The organism is Chromohalobacter nigrandesensis, assembly GCF_023061285.1.
In the GTDB taxonomy this organism is placed as follows: Bacteria; Pseudomonadota; Gammaproteobacteria; order Pseudomonadales; family Halomonadaceae; genus Chromohalobacter; species Chromohalobacter nigrandesensis.
In genome coordinates this window covers 273782-296311 of sequence record NZ_JAKGAM010000001.1, presented here as the reverse complement: position 1 = coordinate 296311, position 22530 = coordinate 273782, and the positions used below count along the sequence as shown (strand labels likewise).

Sequence of the window (22530 nt, the reverse complement as noted above, 5' to 3'; positions counted from 1 at the left end):
ATAGCGGCGCACCTCGTCATCCCCGCTTGCCGTGGCCAGTCTTGCGTTGAGGCTTATCGCAGCGGTTCCTCATGCATCGAGAGGAGCAGGCGAACCTAATGGCAGTTCACAATTATGATGTGGTGGTGATTGGCTCGGGTCCCGCAGGCGAAAGCGCTGCGATCAACGCGGCCAAGCACGGTAAGCGTGTGGCCATCGTCGAGAAGCAACAAGCGGTGGGCGGCAACTGCACCCACTGGGGGACGATCCCGTCCAAGGCGCTACGCCACCAGGTCAAGCAGATCATGCAGTTCAATACCAACCGCATGTTCCGCGACATCGGCGAACCGCGCTGGTTTTCCTTTCCTCGTGTGCTTGAACGTTCCAAGGTAACCATCGACCAGCAGGTCGAGATGCGTACCCAGTTCTATTCGCGCAATCGTATCGATCTTTTCTTCGGGGTGGCGAACTTCCGTGACGAGCACACCCTGATCGTGCGTGACAACCAGGAAGGCGTCGAAGAGCTATGTGCCCAGCAGTTCGTGATCGCCACGGGGTCTCGGCCTTATCGTCCCGCCGATATCAACTTCCGGCATCCCCGCATTTATTGTTCGGACACCATTTTGGGGCTATCGCATACGCCTCGTAACTTGATCATCTTCGGGGCCGGGGTCATTGGGTCCGAGTATGCTTCGATCTTTTCAGGACTCGGCGTCAAGGTCGACTTGATCGATATGCGCGAGCGCCTACTGTCGTTCCTCGACGACGAGATCAGCGACGCGCTTTCCTACCATCTGCGCCAGAATGGCGTGTTGGTACGCCATAACGAAGACTACGAAAGCATCGAAGGCGATGAATCGGGTGTGGTCGTCAAACTCAAGTCCGGCAAGCGTCTGCGCGGGGATGCGTTTCTGTGGGCCAACGGACGTACCGGCAATACCGATCAATTAGGGCTGGAAAACATCGGCCTCGAACCCAATGGACGCGGTCAGCTACAGGTCGATGAGCACTATCGCACCATGGTGCCGCATATCTATGCCGTAGGCGATGTCATCGGTTGGCCGAGTCTAGCCAGCGCCGCCTACGATCAGGGACGCAGTGCTAGCGATGACTTCCTGGAGGAAGACTTCCGCTTCGTCGAGGACATTCCCACCGGTATCTATACGATTCCCGAGATCAGTTCGGTGGGCAAGGGCGAACGCGAGTTGACCGAAGCCAAGGTGCCCTACGAGATAGCGCAGGCGTTCTTCAAGGATACCGCGCGTGCGCAGATCACCGGAGATACGGTGGGAATGCTCAAGATCCTCTTCCATCGCGAGACGCTCGAGATACTGGGGATTCACTGCTTCGGCGACCAAGCCTCCGAGATCGTGCATATCGGCCAGGCCATCATGCAGCAAAAGGGCGAGGCCAATACCCTGAAGTATTTCATCAATACCACCTTCAACTATCCGACCATGGCCGAGGCGTATCGTGTCGCGGCGCAAAATGGCCTGAATCGTATATTCTGATACGGGTCGACATGGGCCCGGCGTTCGAGGGCCTTGAGCATTTGCCGGCGTGGATCGGCATTCGACGAGCCGGCACAAGTGCCGGCTCGTTGCATTGGGGGATCAATCGCCCATGAGCACAAGGAGGTTTTATGTATCGCGAAGACAAGCAGCATAGCGACGAAACGACGTTCACCCTGGGACGCGAAGAGTTGATCATTCACCGTCGTCATGAACTGGCCAGCACCGTGAACGATCTCTTGATCGGGCTATGGTTCACGATCGGCAGCGTCTGTTTTTTCTACCAGGGCAGCGTCAAGGAAGCGGGCGTGTGGCTGTTCGTGCTGGGCAGTCTACAGTTGTTGGTGCGCCCCGTGATTCGTCTGCACCGTCAGTTTACCCTCAAGCAGTTGCCTTCCAGCAGTCAGGAATTCTGAGGCGATTATCGGTAACGATAGATCCGCAAGCTGGGCAGGAAGGGTGCGTCTTCGAGCTTGGTATCGGCGCGTTTGGCACGCGTTCGCTTGTCGGGGGGGGTTGCCTTCGGAGTGTTGTGCGACGGTAGACGGCCATCCTCACTGGGTATGAATAGCGGCAATGGCAGGTTCATGGCACGGCGCAGGCGCCCATCCGCCAGGGCTTCATGAAAGAACAGGTTGGCGCGCATGACGGGGGCCTGGGTTTGTACCTGTGCCAATGGTTCGCTGTCAGGGATGCCCGCCAAATGGCGTAGTTGAATACGAATATGTGGGCTGTCGGTATCCATTTCCAGAAGACGGCGTTCGGCATCGCGCACGCTTAGTCGCTTGATGGAGCGTCCGCTGGTATACCAGGCGAGACGCACACGCGATAGCGGTGCGTCTGCCACGGGCAGGTGGCGCCAGCATTGCTTGAGATGCAGACGCGCCAAGCCCTGGCCACGTAGATGGTCGTGCAGCGTGGGATGGCGAAAGGGCAACACGGCCTTGATCTCAGGGAGCAGGCTCGGTGCGTCCTGGCGAATCTCGGCGAGTGTCGCCGCGAAGGTCTCCTTGGCGTGATTGATGTCGGTGACGTATGCCAGCAATGTGGGGTCGGCGGCGATCAGGCCGATGTAATTGCGTGTCGCGCGACCGTCCTGGCCGTCTTGATACCAGAAGTCGAGCAGTGCATGGCGTAGCCATGCGATATCAAAGGGCGTATCGCCCAGTACCCAGCCTCTCGGAGGTGCGTGTTCGACATGGCCGATGAGTGCCTCGCAGGTTTCGATCACATGATCGAAGTCATGCTCGAGTTGGGCCAGGAGGTGATATTGTCGCTCCATATTTATACCGTTATCTAAATACTGATGGCCACATGGTGGCAAGCTTGGTGCATCTTGGCAAGTAGGCCTGGAGTTCAACGCCGGTCGCAGGAGATGAGCAGAGCCCGCCCTTGGATGACGGGCCAGGGCGGCCCGCCACTCAACGATCGCGGTAACGCTTGGTGAGGTCGGCGTAAGCATCGACGCGTCGGTCACGCAGGTAAGGCCAGGCTCGCCGCACTCGTTCGCTACGTGTCATGTCGAGTTCGGCTAGTAGATGCGTCGTTTCATCGCCGGCCTGGGACAATATCTCGCCCTGGGGGCCGCAGATGAAGCTACCGCCCCAGAAGTCGATGCCCGGCGTCGCATTCGAGGAGTCGGCCTCGTGACCGACGCGATTGGCGACCACGACCGGCAGGCCATTGGCCACACCATGTGAGCGCTGAATCACTGTCCAGGCATCCTTTTGCCGTTGCTTCTCGGCCTCGTCGTCGAGCGGATGCCAGCCGATGGCAGTGGGGTAGAGCAACAGGTCGGCCCCGGCGAGGGTCATCAGGCGCGCGGCTTCCGGATACCATTGGTCCCAGCAGACCAGGACACCGAGCCGGCCGACGGATGTCTCGATGGGCTCGAATCCGGCGTCCTCTTCGGCATCGCCGGGCGTGAAATAGAATTTTTCGTAGAAGCCCGGATCGTCGGGGATATGCATCTTGCGATAGTGGCCGACGCGACCGCGCTGACGGTCGAACACCACGGCAGTGTTGTGATAGAGCCCGGCGGCACGGCGTTCGAAAAGCGAGCCGACGAGCACGATATCGAGTTCGGCGGCGAGGGCAGCCAGTTGCTGGGCGCTGGGGCCGTCGAGCGGTTCGGCAAGATCGAACAGGCGGTCATCTTCGGTCTGGCAGAAGTAATGCGTGGCATGCAGTTCCTGAAGCAGGATCAGCTCGGCGCCTTTCTCCGCCAGTTCACGAATGCCGGCCTCGCTTTCCCGCAGGCTACGGGCCTTGTCCGGCCAGGCTTGTTGCTGAAAGAGTCCTACCTTGAGTGTCGAAGGCATGGCGTTACTCCTTGTTATTGGCAACGTTGGTATTGGCAACGTTGGTATTGGCACCGTTCGCATTGGCATTGGCGGCGGATGCGGTGAAGAACGCGCCGCGTGGCAGTTGCATGGCCAGGCAGTGGAGGCTGCCATGTTGGCGGATGACGGTGCGACAGTCGATGGGAATGATATCGCGTCCGGGGAATGCGCTGGCCAGGGCTGTCAGGGCCACGCCATCGGCAGCATCGGCATAGGTGGGTACGAGGACCGCACCGTTGATGATCAGGAAGTTGGCGTAGGTGGCGGGCAAGCGATGGCCATCATCGGCGTCATAGCATGCGCGAGGCAGGGGCAGAGGGATGAGGCGGTACGGTTCGCCATCGGTGCGCTTGAAGGCCTTGAGTTCGCTTTCCATCTGCGTCAGCGCGGAGAAATGCGGATCGTCGGGGTCTTCGCAGCGTACATAGGCGATAGTTTCGGCATCGCAGAATCGGGCCAGGGTATCGATATGGCTATCGGTATCGTCGCCCTCGAGATGGCCTTGAGTCAGCCATAGGCAACGCTCGATGCCCATGTCGTCGCGCAAGGCGGCTTCGATGTCTTCACGCGTCAGGTGCGGGTTACGGTTGGGATTGAGCAGGCAGGCTTCGGTGAGCAGTAACGTGCCCTCGCCATCACCGTCGATGGCACCGCCTTCCAGAACCATCTCTCGCGCTTCCCGACGGGCGGCGTAAATGCCGATATTCGAGAGGGTCTCGGTCAGGGCGTCATCGCGCTCGGCGGCGAACTTTCCGCCCCAGCCGGTGAAGCGATAATCGAGCAGAACGATCTGGCCGTCGCGTTCGATGGCAATCGGCCCGTGGTCGCGGGTCCAGGTATCGTTCGATGGTGCCTCAATGAGATGCCATTGCTTGGGGTGGATACCCAGGTGCGTGAAACGTGAATCGAGGCATTCGCATGTCTGGGTATCGGCGACCACGATCAGTACGGGTTGATACCGTGTGATAGCCACGACCAAGGCTTCCAGGCAGGCTTCGATACGCTCGAGCAGGGGTTCCCAATCGCTTTCGGCACTGGGCCAAGTGAGTTGAATGGCATCCTGGGGATGCCATTCGGGGAACAGGCGTGGGAGCATTGCGGTCTCCTATGGGGATTGAGGCACGACGCCGTGGCAGGATCTCGGGGTCATGTCGATGATGACGGCGGGCTGCAGCATTTTAGTCTTCGCCGACACGGATACAAGTATCACCAGGCGCTGCCCATGATGATGCCACCGAGTGGTTTATTCGCTGTCATTGGCTCATGCAGGAGCACGCAAAAACACGTACCATGAGCCCGGCTCATACCAAGGAATCGATGTCGATGCTGGATCGCTTGCCGTTTCTTATCGGATTGCGCTATGTACGCGCGAAACGCCGCAACCATTTCATTTCATTCATATCTCTGACGTCCATGTTAGGCCTGATGCTGGGCGTGGCGGTATTGATCCTCGTGTTGTCGGTCATGAATGGTTTCGATCATGAATTGCGAACACGCATATTGGGTATGGTGCCGCATACCAAGATCGAAGCCCAGGGGGGCATGACGGACTGGCAGACACTCGCCGAACGCCTGGAGAAGCGTGACCACGTCATCGGCGCGGCCCCGTACGTTCAGCAGCAAGGCATGTTTTCCTCTGAAGGGCGTACCCAGGGAGCAATGGTCAACGGGATCAAGCCGAGCTATGAAAGTAAGGTGTCGATCATCGACGAGCACATGACACAAGGCTCGCTAGACGATCTTGCGCCCGGCGAGTGGCATGTGGTGCTGGGTGACTTGCTGGCACGCAACCTTGGCGTAGGCGTGGGGGATCGCGTGACGTTGCTGGTGCCTGAGGCGTCGATTACGCCTGGGGGCGTCTTCCCACGTCTCAAGCGTTTCACCGTCAGCGGAATTTTCAAGATAGGCGCCGATCTTGATGCCAACCTGGCCTATGCCAACATCGAGGACATGCAGAAGCTGGGCCGCCTGGGAGATTCGGTCGGTGGCCTACGCCTGGAACTGGACGATCTCTTCCAGGCGGGGCCGGTCACCAATGCGATCGTGGACGACTTGGGCAGTGGTTACCGCGGGGTGGACTGGACTTATACCCACGGCAATCTGTTTCAGGCGATCCAGATGGAAAAACGCATGATCGGGTTATTGTTGATGGTGATCGTCGCCGTGGCGGCATTCAACATCGTTTCTACCCTGGTCATGGTAGTGACCGACAAGCACGCCGACATCGCGATCTTGCGGACCATCGGCGCCAAACCGGGAACCATCATGCGTATCTTCATGGTCCAGGGCATGGCGATCGGAACCATTGGTACCGTCGTGGGCGTGGCGCTTGGCGTGGTGCTGGCGTTGTCGGTGTCGGACCTGATTGCCTGGTTCGAGGCACTGACGGGTATCCAGTTCCTGGATCCCAATGTCTATTTCATCAGCTATCTGCCCTCGCAACTTCAGTGGGGCGATGTAGGCATCATCGCCGGATCGGCCTTCGTGCTGACATTCCTGTCGACACTGTATCCCGCTTGGCGTGCGGCGCGTATTCAACCGGCCGAGGTATTGCGTTATGAATGAGGAAGCCGCGATGGCATCTAATGGCAACTCCAAGTTCGCCGATAATGAGATCATGCTGCACTGCGATGGCTTGACGCGTATCTATAGCGAGGGGCCGCAGGACGTCACCGTGCTCGATGCGCTGGAGCTGGAAGTGCGGGCCGGTGAGCGGGTTGCCGTGGTGGGAAGTTCAGGATCGGGCAAGACCACGTTGCTCAACCTTCTGGGCGGTCTCGACCGCCCGAGTGCCGGCCATGTACGCGTTGCCGGTCAGTCGCTCGCCGACATGGGCGAAGCGGCATTGGGTGACTTTCGCAATCGCCATATCGGCTTCGTCTATCAGTTCCACCATCTGCTGGCAGAGTTTTCGGCGCTGGAAAATGTCGCCATGCCATTGTTCATTCGTGGGCAAAAACGGCAGGAAGCGCAGGCCAAGGCGCGTGACATTCTTTCCCGGGTCGGCATGGCAGAGCGTTGCGAGCACAAGCCGGGCGAACTCTCGGGTGGGGAGCGGCAACGCGTGGCGATAGCTCGCGCCTTGGTGACCGATCCGAGTCTGGTGCTGATGGACGAGCCGACCGGCAATCTCGATCAGACCACGGCGGGCAACATCCTGGCGCTGATGGATAGCCTGGTCGCGCGTAGCGCCTGCGCCTTCATCATCGTTACTCATGATACCGGTCTCGCTGCGCATCAGGACCGCGTGATGCGCCTCGATCAAGGACGCCTGAGCGCGGACTGAGTGAGGACGCTACATCTTACGCTGGCGGCGCCGCCGTGCGCGGCGCTTCCAGCTTCGAGATACCTGCCAACGCCATATCAGCCTAATCGTCAGGTTGCTGAGCAAACCGACGATGATCGCCACCACCAGCGAGCCCGTCAGCAAGGCGGGTAAGATATCCGCCATTTTCTCGGCAATCCACGCCGTCGACAGCCTATCCGGCATGTGGCGTGCGGGCGAGTCGAGGAGCCACGCACCGACACGGTAATTAAAGTAGAAGATCACCGGTATGGTGAGCGGGTTGGTCAGCCAGACGAGGCTGACGGACAATGGCAGGTTGCAGCGCAGCAGCCAAGCGCCGAAGGCGGCGACGACCATCTGTAATGGGATGGGCAGTAGGGCAACGAAAAGACCCACCATGAACGCATTGCCGACGCTACGGCGCGACAGCATCCATAGGGATGGATCGCCCAGCAGGTGATGCATGAAACGCAGCGATTTTTGGCGTTTCAGCGTTTCCGGCTGGGGCATGTAACGCTGCAGAAATCGGCGAGGCATGGTCCCCACGAGCTGTCGAAGTGTCGATTCATTATCCATACAACCTTGGGATCTCGCTATCGTTGCGCGCCAGCGCGCAGCAGTCGATCATATATCGTCATTAGCTAAGAAAAGGATGGCGAATGAATCTGGGATGGGCGATGCCGCTGGCCTTGGCGGCACTCGCCGGCAGTGTCTGGGGCTGGTGGGGGATGGCCGGTGGCGTCTGCGTGTGGGGGGTGGCCATTGCGTTGGCGGTGGCTCGCGGACGATGGCGATGGCTTGCGATGCTCGTCGTCGTGGGGTTATGCGCGTGGCAGGTCGCCGAGCAGCGCTCGGGAACGTTGCCCGAGGGCTTGTCGCGTCAGGATGTCACGCTTGCCGGGCGGGTCACGCAGGTCCGTCGCGACCAAGGCCTGACACGCCTGCGCGTAGCGGTAACGCATTGCGCGCCACAAGAGGCCGGGTTGCCACCATGCGACGCACTATCGAGGGTGCGGCTGTCATGGTACGACGCACCGGTGATGCACACCGGTGAGCGCTGGCGATGGCGTGTGCGCTTGCGTCCGCCGCAGGGCTTTGCCAATGGCTACGGATTCGATTACGCGGCGTGGCTATGGCGCGAAGGCATCCAGGCGACAGGATATGTGCGTGATTCGTCCGTAACCCAGCGTTTGAGTGGCACGTCCCCGACCCTACGCGATGCCGGCTTGGCGTTTCTGGATACGCGAGAGTTGTCGGGGCTTGCTACCCGCTGGCTGTCGGCGCTCACCCTGGGCGTTAGCGAGCGTCTGACGCAAGACGACTGGGACTTGCTCAACGCGACCGGGACCACGCACCTGATGGTCATATCCGGGCTGCATGTCGGCTTGGTGGCAAGCGTGACACTGTTGTTGCTGCGCCTGCTGGCACGAGGTGTGACGCCAGGTCATTGGCGACTCGCAACCTGGCCATGGTGGCTAGCAGGGCTTGCGACGCTGGGGTACGCCGCTATGGCAGGATTCGAGCCACCCGCGCTACGCGCTACGGTGATGGCCCTGCTGGGGCTGTGGGTGGCCAGTGGGCGTCATGCGCCGGGGCCGTGGCAGGCTTGGTGGCTGGCGCTGCTGGTGATCGTGGTGAGTGATCCGCTCACGGTATGGCGCCCCGGATTGTGGCTGTCGTTTCTCGCGGTGGGCGTGCTGATTGCGGCCTGGCAGGGACGTCCCGCACCGCGTGGTGTGCGCGGATGGCTGTGGGCACTGGCCCGCTCGCAATGCTTGCTGGCGCCGTTCATGGCTGCCGCCGTGTTGATCGGTTTCGAACGGCTGGCACCGGTGGGGCCGCTGGTCAATCTGGTGGCGGTGCCGCTAGTCGGCAGCATCATGGTGCCATTAGGGCTCCTGGGCTGGGCGCTGGCGTGGTCACCGACACTGGCGATAGTTCCCTGGCATGCCTTCGACGGCCTCGCTCACATCGTCTGGAAGGGCCTGACGCTGGCCGCCGCGTGGTTGCCTGTATGGTCGCCGCCGATATGGGAGACATGGCCGCTGGCACTGATATTGGCCGCATTGGGCATGGTGTGGCTGATCCCCGGGCTGGTGGGGTATATACGTCTGTGGGCCTCGGTGAGCCTGATCGTCCTGGCGTTCGCCCTGCGTCCGCCCGCTATTGCACCGGGGCGGGTCGTGGTTGTCGTGCACGATGTGGGGCAAGGGCAACTGGTCGAGCTGCGCAGTGCCACGCAGCATCTACTCTTCGACACGGGGCCGCGCTATGGCTCGGGGTTCACGCCCGCCGAATCGTTGTGGCCAGCGGGGCGACGTTTCGACGATGTCATCGTCAGTCATAGCGATCGCGATCATGCCGGCGGGGTGGCTACGATTGACGAGATGCATCATGTGGCGCGCTGGTGGGGGCCGCCGGACATGCCCGTGGGCGTCGCCACACGGGCATGTCGCTGGGGCGTGGAGTGGCAAAGAGACGGCGTCGACTATCGTTTTCTATCGCCAGTGGCGAGCGACGTGACGCGCTCCGACAACGATCGTTCGTGCGTATTGCAAGTGACGGCCGGCGATCAGCGCCTGCTGATCACCGGCGACGCGAGCACAGCCATCGAGCGGCGTTTGCTGGTGGGGCTCGAGCACACGCTGACGGTCCTGGTCGCCGGCCATCATGGCAGCCGTACCAGTTCCTCGCCGGCGTTCGTGGCCCGCACTCGGCCGAGACATGTCATCTTCAGTGCCGGGCGGGACAATGCGCATGGGCATCCGCACCCCGAGGTAGTGCGCCGTTTTCGTCGTGCCGGAAGCTGCTTATGGAATACCGCGACGGACGGCGCGTTGCGTTTCACGCTGGGCGTACCGGCGCCGCGCATGCATCCGGCACGCCCGCCCAGCGGTGTCGAAGGGGCGTGCATTGGGGTAGAATCCGGCGGTTGATACGTGTGTATCGTCATCGGGCACGTGGCGCGCCACCATTGGCTCGTGTATCGCCTATTTTCAGCAGTTGCCCCATGTGTGGGGCGAGCAAGCCTCTCAACCAGCGGAGACGCCGTGAGAAACGCTACCAGTTGGTCCCTTTATCGTCGCTTGCTGGGATACGTTAAACCGCATTGGAAGGCATTCATGGCCGCTGTGGTGGGATATGCCATCTATGCGGCATCGAGCACCGCGTTGGCGGAAATGATGAAGCGCTTGATCGACGGTATTCAGAACCCCGATGCGGCCTTTCGCCTGATGTTGCCCCTATTCGTGATCGGCATGTTTGCGGCGCGGGGGGTGGGGACATTCCTGGGTACCTATTATATGAGCGATGTGGCGCGTAACGTGGTGCATACATTGCGCTGCGAAGTGTTCAACCACATGCTGCGCTTGCCGGGACGTTTTTTCGATATGCATTCCAGCGGTCACCTGCTGTCACGTGTCACCTACCATGTCGAGCAGGTGACCGGGGCTGCGACCAACGCCATCACCATCATCTTGCGCGAAGGCCTGTTCGTGATCGGCCTGATCAGTTATCTCCTCTGGACCAACTGGATGCTGACGTTGATCTTCCTGGCCGTTACACCGCTGATCGGCTTGGTGGTCCGTTATACCAGCAAGCGTTTTCGGCGCCTGTCGCGGCACATTCAGAATTCGATGGGTGATGTCACTCACGTGGCCTCCGAAGCGTTATCGGGTTATCGCGTGGTACGTACTCACGGCGCTGAAGGCTATGAAAAGGCGCGCTTCGCCGAGGCCAGCAATTACAACCGTGAACAGAGCATGAAAGTGGCGTTGACCAAGGCCATCAGCACGCCAGTCATTCAGTTATTGGTGGCGCTGTCGCTGGCAGGGCTGGTGTGGCTGGCAATGTCGCCGGCTCTCATGGCGTCGATGACACCCGGCGAGTTCGTGGCCTTCATCACTGCCGCGTCGTTGATGGCCAAGCCGGTGCGGCAGCTTACCGAGATCAATAGTACGATTCAGAAAGGACTCTCGGCCTCGCAGGAGTTGTTCGGTCTTCTCGAGGAGCCTTCCGAAGTCGACAATGGTACCTACGTACCGGCGCGCATCGACGGGCATGTGCGTTTCGAGTGCGTGCGCTTTCGCTATGGTGAAGATCAGTCCGAGGTGCTCAAGGGTGTCGATTTTGATATCCCTGCCGGGGAGATGATCGCCATTGTGGGCCGTTCCGGCAGCGGTAAGTCGACCATGGTGAGCCTGCTACCACGTTTCTATCGTCCCTCCGAGGGGAGAGTGACGCTAGATGACGTGGATCTCCAGAGCTATTCGCTGTCGCCCCTGCGTCAGCGCATCGCCCTGGTGTCTCAGCAGGTGACACTTTTCAATACCACCATCGCTGCCAATATTGCGTACGGGTATCCGGATTCCGATAGAGAGGCCATCGAGCGCGCCGCACGCGCTGCCCACGCACATGAGTTCATCGAACACTTGTCGAACGGTTATGATACCGTCGTTGGCGATAACGGGGTGATGTTGTCCGGCGGCCAGCGGCAGCGTCTGGCCATCGCGCGAGCCATTTTCAAGGATGCCCCCGTATTGGTGCTCGACGAGGCGACCTCGGCGTTGGATACCGAGTCCGAGCGTTATATTCAGCAAGCGCTGGAAACGGTATGCCGCGGGCGCACGACCTTTGTCATTGCCCATCGCCTGTCGACCATCGAACGTGCCGACCGTATTCTGGTCATGGAGCAGGGCGAGATCATCGAAAGCGGCACACATGCCGAACTGCTGGCGCGCGATGGTGCATATGCAGCACTTCATCAACTGCAATTCCAGGAGGCCGAGTGAGTCGCTTGCAGGATGCCTGGTACCGTGACGCGGCCTGGCTCATGCCGCTGCGTCCCCTGGCGGGGCTGTATGCCTCGGCCATGGGGGCGCGACGCAGGGCCTATCAACGTGGCACGAAGACGGTCTGGGCACCTCCGGTGCCGTTGATCGTGATTGGCAATCTTTCCGTGGGAGGGACCGGGAAGTCACCCCTGGTGGCGTGGATGGCACGCTGGCTCGCCGAACGTGGTTGGCATCCGGGCATCGTCTCGCGTGGCTATGGCGGTCATGCAAATCGCTATCCGTTGTACGTGACGCCGGAAACCTCACCTGCAGAAGCGGGTGACGAGCCAGTCATGCTGGCGGCCCAGACGGGACTTCCGGTCGCGGTCGACCCCGATCGTCCGCGTGCCGCTCGCAAGTTGATCGCGGCTGGTTGCGATATCCTGCTCTCCGATGACGGTCTTCAGCATCTGACCATGGGACGCGATATCGAACTCGTGGTGGTGGATGGCGCGCGCGGCTTCGGCAATGGCCGCTGCCTGCCCGCGGGGCCGCTGCGTGAACCGCTTTCCCGGTTGGAAGACGTGGACGCAGTCATCGGCAATGGCCCCCTGCAGCAGGATTTACCGGTGCCTCACTACAGCATGCATCTGGTGCCGTCGCGGTGGCGGCATCTGATCGATAATGTCTGCTATCCCATTGAAGGGCGACCGTTCAATGGACGCGTGCATGCCGTGGCAGGGATCGGTCATCCATCGCGTTTCTTCGAGACACTGGCAGGGCTAAACGTCGAATTCGACCCTTGTCCCTTGGCCGATCACCACCGCTTCGATGCCGCCGATCTGCAATTTTCCGACAATCGGCCGGTGGTCATGACGGCCAAGGATGCGGTCAAGTGTCGTACCTTCGCACACGAACGGTGCTGGGTACTGGATGTCGAAGCGCATCCCGACCCGGCGCTCATGACTTGGCTAGAAGGCCGCTTGGCGGCATTGACCGACGAGGTGAACCATGGATAAGCAAATGCTGGCAATGCTGGTGTGCCCTCACTGTCAGGGCAAGCTCAAGTACGACCGCGAGCGCGGTGAACTCAAGTGTCACTTCGATGGCCTGGCATATCCCGTGGAAGACGAAATTCCGGTGATGTTGGCGGAACAAGCGCGCCGCATGGACGCCGATGAGAAGCTGGCCAAGTCTCGCAGTAGTGCTGGAGAGGCACGGGATAGCGCTACATGAATGATGTGGTCGTGGTGATACCGGCGCGCTATGGCTCCTCGCGGCTACCGGGCAAGCCCTTGTTGGAGCTCCACGGCGAGCCGATGATCGCGCGCGTATGGCGACGTTCCTGCCAAAGCGGTGCCACGCGTGTGGTGGTGGCCACCGATGATGTACGCATCGAGTCGGCTATGCGGCCCTATGAGGCCGAGGTCATGCTCACCGAGCGCGATCATCCCTCCGGCACCGATCGCCTTGCCGAAGTGGCGGCGCGTCTTGGTTTGGATGCCGATACCATCGTGGTCAACGTGCAGGGCGATGAGCCGCTCATTCCAGCGTCGCTGATCGATCAGGTGGCACGGCGTCTCGCCGACGATGCGAGTGCCTCGATTGCCACCCTGGCGGAGCCCATCGGCGACGTCGAGACCTTGTTCAATCCCAATGTGGTCAAGGTGGTGCGCGATCTATACGGGCGCGCGCTGTATTTCTCCCGCGCGCCGGTGCCCTGGGATCGAGAGAGCTTCGCCCAGCGTCCCGATCATCTCGAGACCGATGCCTGGCTGCGCCATATCGGGCTCTATGCGTATCGCGCCAGTTTCCTGACCGAGTATGTCGACTGGCTGCCGTCGCCGCTCGAACAGTTGGAGCAGCTCGAGCAATTGCGTGCCATGCACCATGGGCATCGCATCCAGGTGGCATTGGCCAGCGAGGCGCACCCGGCAGGGGTCGATACCCAGGAAGATCTCGAACGGGTGCGACGGCTGATCGCCGACGAGGAGGAGGGCGCGACATGATCCGCATTCTCTTTGTGTGTTTAGGCAATATATGCCGCTCACCCACTGCTGAAGGCATCGTCAGGGCGCGCTTGCAGGCAGCGGGACTCGAGGATGTCGTGGCGCTCGATTCATGTGGTACCGGGCGCTGGCATGTGGGCGAATCGCCCGATCCGCGTGCCCAGGCGGAAGCGCGAGCGCGAGGTATCGACATTGCCTCGCTACGCGCGCGCCAGCTCGGTGTCGACGATTTCCAGGCGTTCGATTACGTGTTGGCCATGGACGCGGACAACCTTGCTCATATGCGGCGTATGGCGCCCGACGACTGTCAGGCGCATCTCGGCCTGCTGCTGGATTTCGCGGGGACGCCCGGACGCTCGGTGCCGGACCCGTATTACGGCGCAGGGGATGGTTTTGCCAATGTGTTCGCCTTGATCGAGGAGGCGGCCGACGGCTTGATCGAGAGCTGTCGTCAACGCCTTGAAACGCAGCCGGAGCCTGGCGATGGCGCTCGCTGAGGCTGCGGCACTCGATAATACGCTGGGGCTGCCCTGTCATGCGAAACGTTTCATCGCGGCCACTACGCACGATGAGGTACGCACCGCGCTGGCCATGGCTGCACGGGATACGTCGCCGCTCCATATCGTGGGCGGCGCCAGCAACCTGATTCTCGCGCCCCGTCTCTCAGGCGTGACCTTGCAAGTAGCGTGTGACGACTGGTGGTGGGAAGAAAGCGACGAGCAGACGATTCGCGTCTACGCCCAGGCGGGGTTGCCCTGGCACGATCTTGTCACAGCATGCGTTGAGCGCGGCTGGTGGGGAATCGAAAATCTGGCGTTGATTCCCGGCCATGTCGGGGCCGCACCGATCCAGAATATCGGCGCCTACGGTGTCGAACTCGCCGATGTCCTGGACGCGGTCCATGTCATCCACTGCGATGATGGTCGCGACGCCGTTTTCTCGCGCGATGATTGTGAATTCGCCTATCGCGATAGCATTTTCAAGCGTGCCTTGGCAGGGCGTGTCGTGGTGACGCAGGTGGTGTTGAGAGTGTCGCGCCGCCCTTCGCCTCGCTTGGGCTACGGCGATCTCGCCAAGCGTGTCTCGGCACACCCGGAGGTACGGGAGATCTTTGATGCCGTATGTGCCGTGAGGCGAGAGAAGCTGCCCGATCCTGCCGTGCTGGGTAACGCCGGCAGTTTCTTTACCAATCCCGTGATCGAGGCGACTCAAGCTGAGCGTCTTTTGCGGGAATATCCTGCGATGCCGCATTTTCCGCAACCGGATGGAAGCGTCAAGCTGGCCGCAGGATGGTTGATCGAGCACTGCGGTTTCAAAGGGGCACGCTTCGGCGCCTTTGGCGTGCATGAGCATCAGGCCTTGGTACTGGTGCACTTCGGTGGTGGCGACAGGCAGGAGCTGTTGGTACTGGCCGAACATATTTGCGATACCGTACGGCAGGCGTTTGGGGTGTTGCTGGAGCGAGAGCCGCGCCTGATGGGATAGGTTACATCCGTCAAACGATGCATTATTGAGCGTCTAGGTGACGCGACCATAAAAAACGCCTGAAGGAGGAATCCTTCAGGCGTTTTTGTGACTGCAAGGCGGCCGATCGGCCGCCTGGGGGCTTAGGCGTTGTCGTCGCCGCGGAAGAGATTTTCCTGGAGACGATGACGCTGTTCGCGTGGGTCGTTGTGGGCGCGACGGCGCTGACGCGGCGTGGTCGTTTCCTGCGGTTGTTGCGACGCGACCGTGGTCGTGGCTGCCGGAGCGGATGCCTCCTTGGCGCGAGATGTGGCCGTCGGTGCCGGGGACTCGGCCGGCGTCACGGACGTTTCCTCGGCGCCGGCCGACGCATCGGGCGAGGTCGGCGTTTCGACCTTGGGTGCCGCTGTGGGCGTCGGGGCCGAAGCCGAGCTGGCTTGTTCTTCGGCGCTGCTCGAGGGCGTCGTCGCGGCGGGTGCACCGGTGACGGCGACGTTATCGTCCTCAGCCTGGGAGGACGGCGTCACGTCATCGTTGACCGGCTTGTCATCGCTCGCCTGAGCCGCGAGGGGCTCGGTGGGCGTAGACGGCGCGTCTTGCTCGTCCGCCGCGACCGGCGCATCGCTGGCCTGCGGAGCGCTGTGCTCGGTGCCAGAAGCTGCAGCGCTTTCCTCCTTCGGGGTTGCTTCGGCGGCTTCGCCGGTATCCTCAGGAGCGGCTTGCGTCGGTGCCTGTGCCGGAGAGCCATCAGCGGACGCTTGTGAAGAGCCACCAGCGGGCGCTTGTGAAGAGCCATCAGCGGAAACGTCTTCTGGTACCGCTTGGGCGGCGGAACGTTCGGCGCTGTCCGTTTCAGGCGTCTGCGTCGCCATGTCTTGCGTCGCCTCGACAGTGTCGCTCTCCACCGATGCTTCGGCCGGGTGCGATGGCGTTGCCGCATTCTGGCGGGATTTCTCCGCCTGGGCATCGTCATCCGTCGCCATGCGAGACTGCTTCTCGCCGGGTTGCGTCTCGTTAGACTGCGACGCTGTATCGGAAGGCGCTTCGGTCACTGCAGACGATGCGGCCTCGCTCGGCGTGGCGCTCGCTTTGTCTTCTGCCGGCTCGGCGGGCGAGGGTGCGGCGCTGGAGACTTCGCTATGAGCACCTTGTGCCGGTTCGCTTGCCGCTTCCTGCTGTTGCGCTTGCAGTTTTTCCTGCTCGGCGACGGCTTGCGGATTCACGGCATGCTTGCGGCTGCGCTGACGTGGGTTGTTGCGCGTGCGCTTCGGCTTGCTGTCTGCCTTCGGCGTGTCGTCTTTCGCCGGAGAGGACTTTTCAGAGGCCTTGTCGCTGGACGTCGCTTGTGGCGTAGTCTCCGACTTGGGCTTATTGGCCTTGGTATCCTTGTTTTCCGCGCGGGGCTTGCTGGATTTACCGGCATTACGGGCTTCGTTGCGACCGTCGTTACGAGTGTCCTGCTTCGCGTTGTCGTCGTTACTGGATTTTTCGCTACGCTCGGCATTGTTGGACTTGCCGGCGCCACGCGAGGGCCGCGAATTGCGGTTGGACTGCGAGCCGTTGCTTTCCTCGCGGCGGCCTTCGTTGCGCGATGCCTGACGATCTTGTGATTCCTCGCCATTGCGACGCCGGCGATTATTGTTGCCATTGCGGCTACTGTTGCCACTGCTGGATGCCGTATCGCGGCGCGTATCATTGTTGTCGCGAGACGTCTGACGCTGCTGCTTGTCGGCGGACTTCTTGTCGTCTGAGCGTTCCGCTTGGCTGTTGCCGCTACGGTTGCGCTGTTGCGAGGAATCAGTCTTGGACGACGTGCTGGCGGCGCGCTTGGGCGACTCGGCGCCAGAGGCGGAGCCCTGTGAGCCTTGTGTCGAGGTGGCGCTATCATTGCTGTTGAGCAGCTTGCCGAGACCCTTCACCATGCGCGAGAAAAGCCCGCTTTCAGCGGCTTGCGAAGGTGTCGTGGTGGCGCTCGGCGTGGCGCTCGCAGCGCTCGGCTTGTCCTGGGACTCGGCATCGGTCTGCAGCGAGGTCGGCGCAGGGGCGTTATGTGCGACGCTCTTGACGGCGGCTTCGGCGCGCTGTACCGGCTTGTCGAACGCCGGATCGGGTTCCTGGGTATGTTCGGTCTCGGTCGCCAATTCGAAGCTCGAACGTTGGCCGTCTTCTTCGTTGACCTGGTCGTCGCGCAGGCGTTGCATGTCGTAATGCGGCGTATCCATCTCGGGATTCGGCAAGAGTACGACCTGAACGCCTTGCCGCTGCTCGATGTCGTTGAGCACGCTGCGCTTTTCGTTGAGCAGGTAGGTTGCCACCGGTACCGGGAGAACCGCGCGAATCTGCGAGCTGCGTTCCTTCATGGCCTCTTCTTCGATGAGACGCATGATGGACAGCGAGATGGAGCGTACATCGCGGATGGTGCCTTGACCGTTGCAACGTGGGCAGACCACGCCGCTGGTTTCGCCGAGCGAGGGCCGCAGGCGTTGGCGCGACATTTCCATCAGGCCGAAGCGCGAGATGCGTCCGATCTGCACGCGGGCGCGATCGAGCTTGAGTGCATCGCGGACACGATTTTCCACTTCGCGCTGATTCTTGGCCGGCGTCATGTCGATGAAGTCGATGACCACCAGGCCGCCGATATCGCGAAGGCGCAACTGACGTGCGATTTCGTCGGAGGCTTCGAGGTTGGTCTGTAGCGCGGTTTCCTCGATGTCGCTGCCGCGCGTGGCGCGTGCCGAGTTGATGTCGATGGACACCAGGGCCTCGGTATGATCGATGACCACGGCGCCGCCGGAGGGCAGTTTGACTTCACGCTGATAGGCGGTCTCGATCTGCGACTCGATCTGGAAGCGCGAGAACAACGGCACATCGTCGGCGTAAAGCTTGATCTTGTTCTGGTAAGAGGGCATGACCTGACGAATGAAGTGCAGGGCTTCCTCGTGCACCTCGGGGCTGTCGATCAAGACCTCGCCGATATCATGGCGCAGGTAATCGCGCATGGCGCGGATGATGACATTGGACTCGCGGTAGATGAGGAAGGGCGCGCTACGCTTGCCGGCTTCCTCGGTAATCGCTTCCCATACCTGTACGAGGTAGTCCATGTCCCACTGGAGTTCCTCGGGGGAGCGCCCGATCCCGGCGGTACGCACGATGACGCCCATCTTGTCGGGAACGGTGAGCTGGCCCATGGCATCCTTGAGCTGCGTGCGGTCGTCGCCCTCGATACGCCGCGAGATGCCGCCGGCGCGGGGATTGTTGGGCATCAGCACGAGGAAACGCCCGGCCAGGCTGATAAAGGTGGTCAACGCGGCGCCTTTGTTGCCACGTTCCTCCTTGTCGACCTGGACGATGACTTCCTGGCCTTCCTTGAGGACTTCCTTGATGTTGGGACGCCCGGACGGTTCTTTGCTGAAGTACTCCCGTGAGATTTCCTTGAGCGGGAGAAAACCGTGGCGTTCGGCACCGAAATCGACGAAGGCTGCTTCGAGACTGGGCTCGATGCGCGTGATGCGGCCACGGTAGATGTTGGCCTTTTTTTGTTCCCTGGCGCCGGATTCGATGTCGAGGTCGTAAAGGCGTTGTCCATCGACGAGCGCGACACGCAGCTCTTCGGGCTGTGTCGCATTGATGAGCATTCGTTTCATGCAAGTCTCACTGACTAAGCGTGCCGGTCTAACGACAAGGCGTGGAAACGGCGCGTCGAATCGTTTGCTTGCATGCTTGTGCTCAGTGCATGTCGTGACGATGTCGTGGCGACCCGGAGGCCGTGGGCAACAAGACAGGCATACCAACGGTCGTCACCGCCCGGTGGGAACGATGCGCGTGATGATGGCCGCCGAATGCGGTGGACGAGGGGGCCCGCCAGCGCTTCGAGGGGTGTTCAACTTCGTTATCCCGTTCGTATCGATCCTGTCGTATACATCCCTGAACACTGTAAGAGCATGTTGAGTACGCGGCGGAGGCAGGACGTGTCCCGGCGGGAGTGTGCCCGTCCGGCCCTGCGGTCATCCGCCAGACATCTAGCAATAAGTCGATTCGGCGACGCCGGCCCCGGCACGGTGTTTATGTCACCCCGTGTGGGGGCGCCGAACATATATCGTGCGCCCCCGGCGGGCATGGCGTTCCAAACGTTCGTTCCCCAAATGCGGCGATGATGTCTTCGCCAGCGGGGATATCATGTTCTTCGCTCGGGCCTGCATGTCTGCAAAGCAGGCGCAACTGGCGGGCGCTTGATGCCCATTAGAGCGAGCTTCGAATATAACAGTAAAGCGATAACGCAGCAATTAGCGTCAAGTCGGTCTCGCTGCGGTAGAATGTCGATCGGCGTCAAGTGGCGACAATTCGGTGGCGAATCGTAAAGGAGAGGGTGCGCATGGCCGAAGGCCGCGACGTACAGTGGGTGGAAATAAGCGAAGGGCAGGTCGGGCAACGTATCGACAATTTCTTGCGTACGCGGCTCAAGGGGGCACCCAAATCCTTGATTTATCGCATCGTGCGCAAGGGTGAGATTCGCGTCAACAAAAAGCGGGTCAAGGCGGACTACCGTCTGGTGCTGGGCGACATGGTGCGCATACCGCCGTTACGTCTGGCCCCCGAAGAAGCCGTGCGCGAAGTCAGTGACGGGCTGCGCAATCTGCTAGCAGGCAGCGTGCTGGTCGAGGGCCCTGACTGGCTGGTGCTCAATAAGCCGGCAGGCCTCGCCGTGCATGGTGGTAGTGGTGTGAAGATCGGGTTGATCGAGGCGCTGCGCCAGGTCCGTGACGATCTCGATTTCCTGGAGTTGGTGCATCGCCTGGATCGGGATACCTCCGGTTGCTTGTTGCTGGCCAAGTCTCGCGAGGCGCTGGTGACCTTGAATCAGGCGCTCAAGGCCCATCAGATGGATAAGCAGTATCTGGCCCTGGTTCAGGGGCGCTGGCCGATACGACGCGAGTTCGTCAGCGCCCGGCTCGATCGCTTCAATGCAGGTAACGGCGAGCGTCGCGTGCGTGTCGATAACCAAGGCAAGGTGTCGCGTACGCGTTTCGGCGTGCGCGAGGCGTTCTCGCGTGTCACGCTGATCGAGGCCGAGCCGGTGACTGGGCGCACCCACCAGATTCGCGTGCATGCCGCGCATGCTGGGCATGCATTGTTGGGTGACGACAAATACGGTACCCGCGAGGGTGTACGCTTGGCGCGTGAGTTGAAGCTCGATCGCTTGTTCCTGCATTCGCATGCTCTGACCTTTCCCGAACCCTCGAGCGGGCGCCCGGTACACGTCAAAGCGCCGCTGGGTGATACGCTCGAGGCGGTGTTGGCGAGGGCGCGCCGTACAAGTTGATTGGCTCATTGGCCGCGATGGCGCGGCATCTAATAACGCCGGTGGGAGGGAAGTGGTTTGCGCTATCGTTTAGTGATTTTCGACTGGGACGGCACCCTGATGGATTCCGCAGCGCGGATCGTTGCCTGCATGCAGGCAGCCGCGCAGGATGTCGGCTGGACGCCGCTGTCGGACGCGGCGGTTTACGACATCATTGGCTTGGGGCTACCGGAAGCCATCGCCAAATTATGCCCGGGCATGACGGCGGCGCAGCGTGAGCGTTTACGTGAGCGTTACGCGGCACACTTCGTTGCTGCCGAGCGCGAGCCGATGCACTTCTTCGATGGCGTGGTATCCGGCATTGCGCGTCTGCGCGGCGAGTCGAACATGCGACTGGCAGTGGCGACCGGTAAGAGCCGGCGTGGGCTGGAACGCATTTTCACGAGCACGGGCAGTGGCGAATGGTTCCATGCTAGCCGTACGGCCGACGAAACGCTGTCCAAGCCGCATCCGCGCATGCTGCAAGAGTTGCTGGCCGAGATGCGTTTGGCGCCGGAAGAGGCGTTGATGGTTGGCGATACCGAGTACGACATGGAAATGGCGCGGGCACTGGGCATGGATCGCGTGGCGGTGACCTATGGCGTGCATGCGCGCGAGCGCCTGGCGCGTAGCGAGCCGGTGCTGATGGCCGATACGTTCCCGGCGTTGATGGATTGGCTGTATGTGGACCACGATGACGTGCTGGATACAAGACCGGGCAACGCGAGGCAGAGTGAAATCTCATGAGTGACGATAAACGTGACGATGCCTGGACGCAGGGCCCCGAGGTCGGACGTGCGTCGCGCGAACGCCACCCGGCCGACGAGTCTGACGAAGAGGCGACAAGCGACCCCGAACGCTTGCGTGAGCTGCGGCGCCTGCGCGAGCAGCGCATGCTCGATCGCTGGATCGACGGCGTACTCGTCGAGCAGCGGCGTTCGCGGCGCTGGAAGCTATTCTTTCGTCTGGTGGTCGTGCTGCTGATTGCGTCGTCGCTGGCGATGACGGCGTATGCGTTATTCTTCTCTGGTCGCGACATGGCGGGTGGTGTCGGTGCTTCCCATCTGGGCGTCGTCGAGGTCGAGGGTGTCATCGATGCCGATGGCGAGGCCAGTGCCGAGCGCATCATCGAGGGCTTGCGTGCCGCGTGGCAGGCGCCGTCGTCGCGGGCAGTGGTGCTGCATATCAATAGTCCCGGTGGCAGCCCGGTGCAGTCACAGCGTGTCTATGATGAAGTGCGCCGTTTGACGGAAAAAGGCGACAAGCCGGTCATCGCGGTGATCGAGGATATCGGCGCGAGCGGTGCCTACTACATGGCGTCGGCGGCGGACGATATTTATGCCGCCCCGGCGAGCCTGGTGGGTTCCATCGGTGTCATCTATTCCGGCTTTGGGATGCAGGAGGCCATCGATAAGCTGGGCATCGAACGCCGGGTCTTTACCTCCGGTGACAACAAGGCGTTTCTCGACCCGTTTTCCCCGATGCATGATGAGCAACAACAGTTCTGGCAGGACGTGCTGGATACGACGCACCGTCAGTTCATCGACGACGTCAAGGACGGGCGCGGCGAACGCCTGGCCGACGACCCAAGGCTCTTTTCCGGCCTGGTCTGGACCGGGGAGCAGGCGCTCGATCTGGGGCTGATCGACGGTCTGGAGAGTCTCGATGGAGTGTCTCGAGAACGCTTCGATGATGTGCCGTTGCACGATTATACGCCGGCGCTCGATCCCTTGAGCCGCTTGTCACGCCAGTTGGGGCGTGTCGCGGCCGATTGGGCCGGCATTTCCAGCAATGCGTCGCCCGTGCGCTATCAGGTGCAATGAGATGCC

19 protein-coding genes are annotated in these 22530 nt (G+C 61.4%); 14 read left to right on the top strand and 5 right to left on the bottom strand.

Features of this window, described 5'->3' with window-relative positions; translation table 11 throughout:
* Nucleotides 1-71: 71 nt before the first annotated feature.
* Nucleotides 72-1490, top strand: coding sequence for a Si-specific NAD(P)(+) transhydrogenase (gene sthA, locus L1073_RS01425; RefSeq protein WP_281504427.1), 1419 nt, complete (start codon nt 72-74; stop codon nt 1488-1490).
* Nucleotides 1491-1621: 131 nt separating this feature from the next.
* On the top strand, nt 1622-1906 hold the full coding sequence (locus L1073_RS01420) for a YrhK family protein (protein ID WP_246896464.1): 285 nt from the start codon (nt 1622-1624) through the stop codon (nt 1904-1906).
* A gap of 5 nt (nt 1907-1911) precedes the next feature.
* Here the strand turns inward: L1073_RS01420 and L1073_RS01415 are convergent, their stop codons facing one another.
* The 3 genes from L1073_RS01415 to L1073_RS01405 all read right to left on the bottom strand — a co-directional run bounded on the left by L1073_RS01415 (nt 1912) and on the right by L1073_RS01405 (nt 4928).
* A complete protein-coding gene (locus L1073_RS01415; protein ID WP_246896463.1) occupies nt 1912-2772 on the bottom strand; it encodes a DNA replication terminus site-binding protein in 861 nt (286 codons plus the stop codon).
* A 139-nt stretch (nt 2773-2911) separates the two neighbouring features.
* The gene (locus L1073_RS01410; RefSeq protein WP_246896462.1) at nt 2912-3811 is read right to left on the bottom strand and encodes a carbon-nitrogen hydrolase; all 900 of its coding nucleotides are present in this window, start codon (nt 3809-3811) and stop codon (nt 2912-2914) included.
* 4 nt (nt 3812-3815) lie between these two features.
* Nucleotides 3816-4928: an agmatine deiminase family protein gene (locus L1073_RS01405; protein WP_246896461.1), complete on the bottom strand. Its 1113-nt coding sequence runs from the start codon at nt 4926-4928 to the stop codon at nt 3816-3818.
* 227 nt (nt 4929-5155) lie between these two features.
* Here L1073_RS01405 and L1073_RS01400 point away from each other — a divergent pair, with 227 nt between their 5' ends.
* Nucleotides 5156-6397, top strand: coding sequence for a lipoprotein-releasing ABC transporter permease subunit (locus L1073_RS01400; RefSeq protein WP_246896460.1), 1242 nt, complete (start codon nt 5156-5158; stop codon nt 6395-6397).
* Nucleotides 6398-6407: 10 nt separating this feature from the next.
* Nucleotides 6408-7118, top strand: coding sequence for an ABC transporter ATP-binding protein (locus tag L1073_RS01395; protein WP_246896458.1), 711 nt, complete (start codon nt 6408-6410; stop codon nt 7116-7118).
* A gap of 9 nt (nt 7119-7127) precedes the next feature.
* Here the strand turns inward: L1073_RS01395 and L1073_RS01390 are convergent, their stop codons facing one another.
* Nucleotides 7128-7655 (bottom strand): DUF2062 domain-containing protein, encoded by a 528-nt coding sequence (locus tag L1073_RS01390; protein ID WP_246896457.1) that lies wholly within the window; start codon nt 7653-7655, stop codon nt 7128-7130.
* A 122-nt stretch (nt 7656-7777) separates the two neighbouring features.
* Here L1073_RS01390 and L1073_RS01385 point away from each other — a divergent pair, with 122 nt between their 5' ends.
* The 7 genes from L1073_RS01385 (at nt 7778) to murB (ending at nt 15384) form a co-directional block, all read left to right on the top strand.
* Entirely contained in the window at nt 7778-10054 is a 2277-nt protein-coding gene (locus L1073_RS01385) for a DNA internalization-related competence protein ComEC/Rec2 (RefSeq protein ID WP_246896455.1), read from the top strand.
* A gap of 186 nt (nt 10055-10240) precedes the next feature.
* Nucleotides 10241-11908, top strand: coding sequence for a lipid A export permease/ATP-binding protein MsbA (msbA, locus tag L1073_RS01380; RefSeq protein WP_246896453.1), 1668 nt, complete (start codon nt 10241-10243; stop codon nt 11906-11908).
* Nucleotides 11905-12909 carry a tetraacyldisaccharide 4'-kinase gene (gene lpxK / locus L1073_RS01375; protein ID WP_246896451.1) on the top strand — a complete coding sequence of 335 codons (1005 nt, stop codon included), beginning with the start codon at nt 11905-11907 and terminating at the stop codon, nt 12907-12909. Before msbA ends, lpxK begins: the two co-directional genes overlap by 4 nt.
* Complete coding sequence (locus tag L1073_RS01370; protein WP_246896450.1) at nt 12902-13126, top strand: Trm112 family protein; 225 nt, start codon at nt 12902-12904, stop codon at nt 13124-13126. Before lpxK ends, L1073_RS01370 begins: the two co-directional genes overlap by 8 nt.
* Nucleotides 13123-13899, top strand: a complete 777-nt coding sequence (gene kdsB, locus L1073_RS01365) for a 3-deoxy-manno-octulosonate cytidylyltransferase (protein ID WP_246896449.1) — start codon at nt 13123-13125, stop codon at nt 13897-13899. Before L1073_RS01370 ends, kdsB begins: the two co-directional genes overlap by 4 nt.
* Nucleotides 13896-14396, top strand: a complete 501-nt coding sequence (locus L1073_RS01360) for a low molecular weight protein-tyrosine-phosphatase (protein WP_246896448.1) — start codon at nt 13896-13898, stop codon at nt 14394-14396. The genes kdsB and L1073_RS01360 overlap by 4 nt, the downstream gene beginning before the upstream one ends.
* Entirely contained in the window at nt 14383-15384 is a 1002-nt protein-coding gene (gene murB / locus L1073_RS01355) for a UDP-N-acetylmuramate dehydrogenase (protein ID WP_246896447.1), read from the top strand. The genes L1073_RS01360 and murB overlap by 14 nt, the downstream gene beginning before the upstream one ends.
* A gap of 122 nt (nt 15385-15506) precedes the next feature.
* Here murB and rne read toward each other — a convergent pair whose 3' ends face one another.
* A complete protein-coding gene (gene rne, locus L1073_RS01350; RefSeq protein WP_246896446.1) occupies nt 15507-19007 on the bottom strand; it encodes a ribonuclease E in 3501 nt (1166 codons plus the stop codon).
* 728 nt (nt 19008-19735) lie between these two features.
* Between rne and L1073_RS01345 the strand changes: the two genes are divergently transcribed.
* From L1073_RS01345 to sppA, 3 genes are read left to right on the top strand one after another with little or no spacing between them, the layout of a single operon-like run.
* A complete protein-coding gene (locus tag L1073_RS01345; RefSeq protein WP_246896445.1) occupies nt 19736-20683 on the top strand; it encodes an RluA family pseudouridine synthase in 948 nt (315 codons plus the stop codon).
* 57 nt (nt 20684-20740) lie between these two features.
* Entirely contained in the window at nt 20741-21448 is a 708-nt protein-coding gene (locus L1073_RS01340; RefSeq protein ID WP_246896443.1) for an HAD family hydrolase, read from the top strand.
* Nucleotides 21445-22524 carry a signal peptide peptidase SppA gene (gene sppA / locus L1073_RS01335; RefSeq protein ID WP_246896441.1) on the top strand — a complete coding sequence of 360 codons (1080 nt, stop codon included), beginning with the start codon at nt 21445-21447 and terminating at the stop codon, nt 22522-22524. Before L1073_RS01340 ends, sppA begins: the two co-directional genes overlap by 4 nt.
* Nucleotides 22525-22530 lie beyond the last annotated feature (6 nt).

What these genes read in the sequence shown, in the direction of transcription:
- sthA (WP_281504427.1), top strand. Translation starts at nt 72, where the DNA reads ATGCATCGAGAGGAGCAGGCGAACCTAATGGCAGTTCACAATTATGAT.
- L1073_RS01420 (WP_246896464.1), top strand. Translation starts at nt 1,622, where the DNA reads ATGTATCGCGAAGACAAGCAGCATAGCGACGAAACGACGTTCACCCTG.
- L1073_RS01415 (WP_246896463.1), bottom strand. Translation starts at nt 2,772, where the DNA reads ATGGAGCGACAATATCACCTCCTGGCCCAACTCGAGCATGACTTCGAT.
- L1073_RS01410 (WP_246896462.1), bottom strand. Translation starts at nt 3,811, where the DNA reads ATGCCTTCGACACTCAAGGTAGGACTCTTTCAGCAACAAGCCTGGCCG.
- L1073_RS01405 (WP_246896461.1), bottom strand. Translation starts at nt 4,928, where the DNA reads ATGCTCCCACGCCTGTTCCCCGAATGGCATCCCCAGGATGCCATTCAA.
- L1073_RS01400 (WP_246896460.1), top strand. Translation starts at nt 5,156, where the DNA reads ATGCTGGATCGCTTGCCGTTTCTTATCGGATTGCGCTATGTACGCGCG.
- L1073_RS01395 (WP_246896458.1), top strand. Translation starts at nt 6,408, where the DNA reads ATGGCATCTAATGGCAACTCCAAGTTCGCCGATAATGAGATCATGCTG.
- L1073_RS01390 (WP_246896457.1), bottom strand. Translation starts at nt 7,655, where the DNA reads ATGCCTCGCCGATTTCTGCAGCGTTACATGCCCCAGCCGGAAACGCTG.
- L1073_RS01385 (WP_246896455.1), top strand. Translation starts at nt 7,778, where the DNA reads ATGAATCTGGGATGGGCGATGCCGCTGGCCTTGGCGGCACTCGCCGGC.
- msbA (WP_246896453.1), top strand. Translation starts at nt 10,241, where the DNA reads ATGGCCGCTGTGGTGGGATATGCCATCTATGCGGCATCGAGCACCGCG.
- L1073_RS01370 (WP_246896450.1), top strand. Translation starts at nt 12,902, where the DNA reads ATGGATAAGCAAATGCTGGCAATGCTGGTGTGCCCTCACTGTCAGGGC.
- kdsB (WP_246896449.1), top strand. Translation starts at nt 13,123, where the DNA reads ATGAATGATGTGGTCGTGGTGATACCGGCGCGCTATGGCTCCTCGCGG.
- L1073_RS01360 (WP_246896448.1), top strand. Translation starts at nt 13,896, where the DNA reads ATGATCCGCATTCTCTTTGTGTGTTTAGGCAATATATGCCGCTCACCC.
- murB (WP_246896447.1), top strand. Translation starts at nt 14,383, where the DNA reads ATGGCGCTCGCTGAGGCTGCGGCACTCGATAATACGCTGGGGCTGCCC.
- rne (WP_246896446.1), bottom strand. Translation starts at nt 19,007, where the DNA reads ATGAAACGAATGCTCATCAATGCGACACAGCCCGAAGAGCTGCGTGTC.
- L1073_RS01345 (WP_246896445.1), top strand. Translation starts at nt 19,736, where the DNA reads ATGGCCGAAGGCCGCGACGTACAGTGGGTGGAAATAAGCGAAGGGCAG.
- sppA (WP_246896441.1), top strand. Translation starts at nt 21,445, where the DNA reads ATGAGTGACGATAAACGTGACGATGCCTGGACGCAGGGCCCCGAGGTC.